5 protein-coding genes are annotated in these 4825 nt (G+C 51.8%); 3 read left to right on the top strand and 2 right to left on the bottom strand.

Going from position 1 to position 4825, the window contains the following annotated elements; translation table 11 throughout:
• Positions 1 to 201: 201 nt before the first annotated feature.
• Positions 202 to 555: a metalloregulator ArsR/SmtB family transcription factor gene (locus tag J1785_RS03245; protein ID WP_129991382.1), complete on the bottom strand. Its 354-nt coding sequence runs from the start codon at positions 553 to 555 to the stop codon at positions 202 to 204.
• A gap of 263 nt (positions 556 to 818) precedes the next feature.
• Between J1785_RS03245 and J1785_RS03240 the strand changes: the two genes are divergently transcribed.
• The 3 genes from J1785_RS03240 to J1785_RS03230 are packed head-to-tail and all read left to right on the top strand — an operon-like array spanning position 819 to position 4023.
• Complete coding sequence (locus tag J1785_RS03240; RefSeq protein WP_217218793.1) at positions 819 to 1274, top strand: MarR family transcriptional regulator; 456 nt, start codon at positions 819 to 821, stop codon at positions 1272 to 1274.
• 24 nt (positions 1275 to 1298) lie between these two features.
• A complete protein-coding gene (locus J1785_RS03235) occupies positions 1299 to 2477 on the top strand; it encodes an HlyD/EmrA/EmrK family protein (protein ID WP_217218792.1) in 1179 nt (392 codons plus the stop codon).
• 10 nt (positions 2478 to 2487) lie between these two features.
• Positions 2488 to 4023 carry a DHA2 family efflux MFS transporter permease subunit gene (locus tag J1785_RS03230; protein WP_217139446.1) on the top strand — a complete coding sequence of 512 codons (1536 nt, stop codon included), beginning with the start codon at positions 2488 to 2490 and terminating at the stop codon, positions 4021 to 4023.
• 125 nt (positions 4024 to 4148) lie between these two features.
• On the opposite strand, the gene J1785_RS03225 is transcribed toward J1785_RS03230, so the two are convergent.
• Entirely contained in the window at positions 4149 to 4619 is a 471-nt protein-coding gene (locus tag J1785_RS03225) for a VOC family protein (protein WP_238483051.1), read from the bottom strand.
• Positions 4620 to 4825 lie beyond the last annotated feature (206 nt).

Below are 4825 nucleotides of genomic sequence, written 5' to 3'. Positions count from 1 at the left end.
GAACATTCAGCCGGTCAGTACCTACCGGCTCATCTCCCTGCAACAGGGCTTTGCCTTGTACACCCGGATCTTTCCCCTGAGTCACTCACATCTTTTTGCGATAGCGTTCGGTTTCTGCCCGCGGGGGCAGCGCCGGGGCGCTTTTCATCGGATAGCGCGGTTATTTATATTTGCATTTTCGCATGTATTTCCGGTCCGGCATCACAGGCAGACGGACTTGCCGCCTGTTGTGTTTTGGTTACGGGTGATGTTTTTAACCTGTGCAGTAATCTTGTCCCGGTCACTCAGAAATGCTTGTTCGATAACGGCTGCTGCCCATGCCGGCATGTGTGGTGACAAGCGGTAATGAATCCATTTCCCGTCACGACGATCTAAAATGAGCCCTGTTTCTCTCAGCATAGCCAGGTGTCTTGAGATTTTCGGCTGCGACTCGTTAAGCACTCCGATGATTTCGCAGACACACAGCTCTCCGGCTTCTCTGAGCAACATGACGATCGACAGACGCGTTTCATCGGACAGGTTTTTAAACAACACAAGTGAAGACAAACCGTTCATAAGAACTCCTTTATGTAATGCGTTTATGGTATGCCCTGCTTAAAAATTGTCAATAACACATGTGTTTTTTCGAATGTGTATGCCTGGAGTTATGTCATCTAAAGCGATCGCTATGTGTAAGCGTCCGGATTTGAAGCAGTGACATCAAAACACACCCAAGTCTGACTTTCACCCTGACAAAAAATGCGTTTAATTTGACACAGCCTTGACAGATAGATGCCTGGACAGTAGTTTTGTTTGCAATTAATGACTAGGCAAATATTATGCACAATACTTCCGCTATTAGCGGCGATAAATTACCCCTTGGTTTGCTTATCCATCTCGCGAACCAGTTCAAAGACCAGATCATCAGCGAGTACTTTGCCGGTGCGAATATCACTGCACAACAATTCAAAGTATTGATTAATATACATAGAGGTTTCTCCAGCCCTGTTGAAATCAGCAAAAATTTGGTAATGGACGCCGGCGGCATGAGTCGCATGGTTGACCGCATGGTAAAGCGGGAACTGATTGCACGCACCCCGAACCCGCAGGATAAACGCCAGGTGATTCTGACGTTGACTGACGAAGGTCAGGCCCTGTGCGAACGTTTTGAGAAAGATGCGCAGACCTCAATCATGGGCAATCTCACCGCACGCCTTACTCCCGGGGAATCCCGCTTACTGGTAGAGCTCATTACAAAAATGCTCCCGGACGACATCACCGCACCTCATCGCTAACGTTTTCAAAAAGGTCATCACAAGATGGAAACCACACCTGCCCAAGATGTTGAGCGCGGTAGCAAGCGCAAACGTAACTTTATAATTTTGTTTTTTATTCTGGTGATTGCCGCCGGGGGAATACTGGCGTGGTATCTGCTTTACGCCCGCTTCTATGAATCTACCGATGATGCTTACGTAAATGGCAACCAGGTCACGCTTACGCCGCAGATAGGCGGTACGGTGACACAAGTGACGGTGGATGAAGGCGACTTTGTACAGAAAGGCCAGCCGCTGGTGCTGCTCGACCCGAGCGACACCGAAATCGCTCTCCAACAGGCGGAAGCCAACCTTGCGAACACCGTTCGTCAGGTTCGGGGTTTGTACAGCACGGCGGATAACTACCGTGCCCAGGTTGCGGCCAAAAAAGTCGCCTTGCAAACGGCACAAAATGACTATGCCCGCCGCCAGAAGATTTTCTCTTCCGGCGCTATTTCTTCGGAAGATCTTTCTCACTACCGTGATGCGGTCACCAGTGCACAAAGCGATTTAGCCGCCGCGCAGGAAGCGTTACGCACCAATACTGCAATGGTCGACGACACCGTTATCGACAGTCATCCGGAAATCAAAAGTGCGGTTGCCACACTGCGCCAGCGCTTCCTGGACAACGCCCGCACTACCATCGTTGCACCCGTAAGCGGTTACGTAGCCAAACGCGCTGTGCAGCTGGGTATGCGCGTGGATTCCGGCACCACGCTGCTGGCTATCGTGCCGCTGAGTGAAGTGTGGGTGGATGCAAACTTCAAAGAAAGTCAGATGTACTCCATGCGCCTGGGCCAGAAGGTCACGCTCAATGCGGATCTTTACGGTGACAACGTTGAATACCACGGCACTATCGAAAGCCTGGGCATCGGGACCGGCAGTGCGTTCTCTCTGCTACCCGCCCAGAATGCCAGCGGCAACTGGATCAAGATTGTTCAGCGCCTGCCGGTGCGTATCACGCTTGATCCGCGCGATATGCAGAAGCACCCGCTGCGGGTTGGCCTGTCGATGAACGTCCGCGTGGATATCCGCGACGACGGCGGCCATTTGCTGCCGCAGCAAACCGTTAGCACCCCACGTTTCAGCACGGATGTTTATCAAAACCCACTGGCGGAAGCGGACAAACTGGTGGCTACAATCCTTCATGACAACAGCAAAACGGTTGCCACAGGCAGCCGTTAAGAGAGACGTAATGCAAGATAAGGCCGCATTTACGCCGCCCACTATGTGGCTGGCGGTGCTCGCATTGTCGCTGGCGACATTTATGCAGGTATTGGACTCCACCATTGCAAACGTTGCGCTGCCGACTATCGCCGGAAACCTTGGCGTCAGCGCGGACCAGGGGACGTGGGTTATCACCTCTTTTGCGGTGTGTAACGCCATTGCCCTGCCGCTGACCGGCTGGTTTACCCGCCGGTTCGGGCAGCTAAAGTTGTTTGTTGGTTCGGTGGTGATGTTTACGCTCAGCTCGTTCCTGTGCGGCTTAGCGCACAGCATGACCGAACTGATCATCTTTCGCGCCCTGCAGGGTTTTTTCGCAGGCCCGATGTTCCCGATGTGTCAGACGTTGCTGCTGGTGATCTTCCCTCCCATCAAGCGAAGCATGGCGCTGGCGCTGCTGTCGATGGTGACGGTTGTCGCACCCATCGTCGGACCCATCACCGGAGGCTGGATCACCGATAACTATTCCTGGCCATGGATCTTCTACATCAATGTGCCAATCGGCATTTTTGCCACTCTCGTGGTCTGGACCCAGCTGCGTGCGCGTGAAGAAACGACGAGCCACGTGCCAATTGACTATATTGGCATTGCGCTGCTGGTGATGGGGGTTGGGTTGCTGCAGGTTGTATTAGATAAGGGCAACGATCTCGACTGGTTTGCTTCCCTGCAAATTGTCATCATGACGGTCATTTCCGCGATTTCCCTGGTGTCGTTTGTCATCTGGGAACTGGGCGAGCGCCATCCGATTGTTAACCTGCGCTTGTTCAAAGAGCGCAACTTTGCCGTCGGCACGCTCTCGCTAACGCTGGGTTACGCCGCGTTCTTCGCCATCAACATTATTCTGCCACAGTGGCTGCAAACTCAGATGGGCTATACGGCGATTTGGGCAGGGCTCGCCGCCGCACCCATGGGCGTATTGCCGTTATTGATGACGCCGTTTATTGGCCGCTATGCCAACAAAGTTGATCTGCGTATTCTGGCATCGCTGTCATTCCTGACGATGGGGGCATCCTGTCTCATCCGTGCACAGTTCAACACCGACGTGGATTTCCGCACCATTGCGCAAGTGCAGCTGTTTATGGGGATTGGCGTGGCGTTTTTCTTTATGCCTGTGACCACTATCGTCTTGTCGAATCTTAACGGTGCAGAAATCGCCGAAGGTTCCGGTCTGGCAACGTTCTTCCGCGTACTGGGTGGGTCGTTCGCCTCGTCGCTGACGACCTGGATTTGGTCCCGCAGAGAGATATTCCACCATGCCAATCTGACGGAGAGCGTCTCTGCGTACAACCCGGCGGCGGTGAATTATATTGAGAAGATGGGCGGGCTCACCCAGCAGAATATGGCGTCTGTCGATAAAACCATTGAGCAGCAGGCCTATATGATGTCGACCATTGATTACTTCTGGATATTAGGCTGGGGCTTTATGGCGCTGATTGTGGTTATCTGGTTCACGCGGCCACCCTTCAGTCGTTCTGGTCCGTCAGGTGCTCCGGCGGCAGGGCATTAAATGAAAGGTAAAACGTAAAGTAGCTGCTTTGAAGCGTACAACACAGGGCTAAACGTAGCGGAGAAAACCCTGACGTTGATTCTCACTGAGCCTGGACAGCCGAGCAGAAAACCTGAAGAGTGTATCTATGCTTCGGGTGCGCAGACAAAACAAAGCTTATTGCCTTCCGGGTCCCGGCAATAAGCGGCAAAGAAATCTGTCGCATATTCTCTAAATCCTGGCGGGCCCTCATCGGTTCCTCCCATCGTAATGGCAAGTTCCCAAATCTCTTTCACATCAGCGTGTGAGGCCACTAAGAAACTCACCTGAACACCATTTCCCCAGGTTGAAGGGAGGGCATTCACAGGGAGTTGTACATAGAACTGAGGCCATCTTTTATCCGGGTATTTCCAGCCCACACCTTGTGCGCTACCGCCATTTCCCTCAGGGATCTGAACGAGGCCTAATCTGGAAAGTATGGCTTCATAGAAACAAACCAGCTTGCTCAGATTTCTGGCTCCGACGTGTACATGACTAAACATGCGTGACTCTCCATGAAAAGTAACGATGACTTTTGAATTGCCATAAACAGTGTAGACCTTTTTAAATCGATGCATCACAGCACGCTTTTTCAGTCATATAGTCAGATATTTGCTCTTGGCTTCCCCTGGTCCGACATTTTCCAACGTAGCGGGCTGATTCGTGCCAGAAATGGACGTTACATACATCACAATATTTTAATTGATGAGGGCAGATTCAACGGATATTTTAATGAATTCATGTGGCTAGCATGAGCCTATTCAATAATGGAGATACAAATATG

The organism is Rahnella perminowiae (assembly GCF_019049755.1).
Taxonomy (GTDB): domain Bacteria; phylum Pseudomonadota; class Gammaproteobacteria; order Enterobacterales; family Enterobacteriaceae; genus Rahnella; species Rahnella perminowiae.
The sequence above is the reverse complement of the archived record's forward strand: the minus strand, read 5'-3'. Positions and strand labels throughout refer to the sequence as shown.

Bases quoted from the DNA above. Each gene is read 5' to 3' on its own strand.
- J1785_RS03245 (WP_129991382.1), bottom strand. From the start codon at position 555: ATGAACGGTTTGTCTTCACTTGTGTTGTTTAAAAACCTGTCCGATGAA.
- J1785_RS03235 (WP_217218792.1), top strand. From the start codon at position 1,299: ATGGAAACCACACCTGCCCAAGATGTTGAGCGCGGTAGCAAGCGCAAA.
- J1785_RS03225 (WP_238483051.1), bottom strand. From the start codon at position 4,619: ATGCATCGATTTAAAAAGGTCTACACTGTTTATGGCAATTCAAAAGTC.
- J1785_RS03240 (WP_217218793.1), top strand. From the start codon at position 819: ATGCACAATACTTCCGCTATTAGCGGCGATAAATTACCCCTTGGTTTG.
- J1785_RS03230 (WP_217139446.1), top strand. From the start codon at position 2,488: ATGCAAGATAAGGCCGCATTTACGCCGCCCACTATGTGGCTGGCGGTG.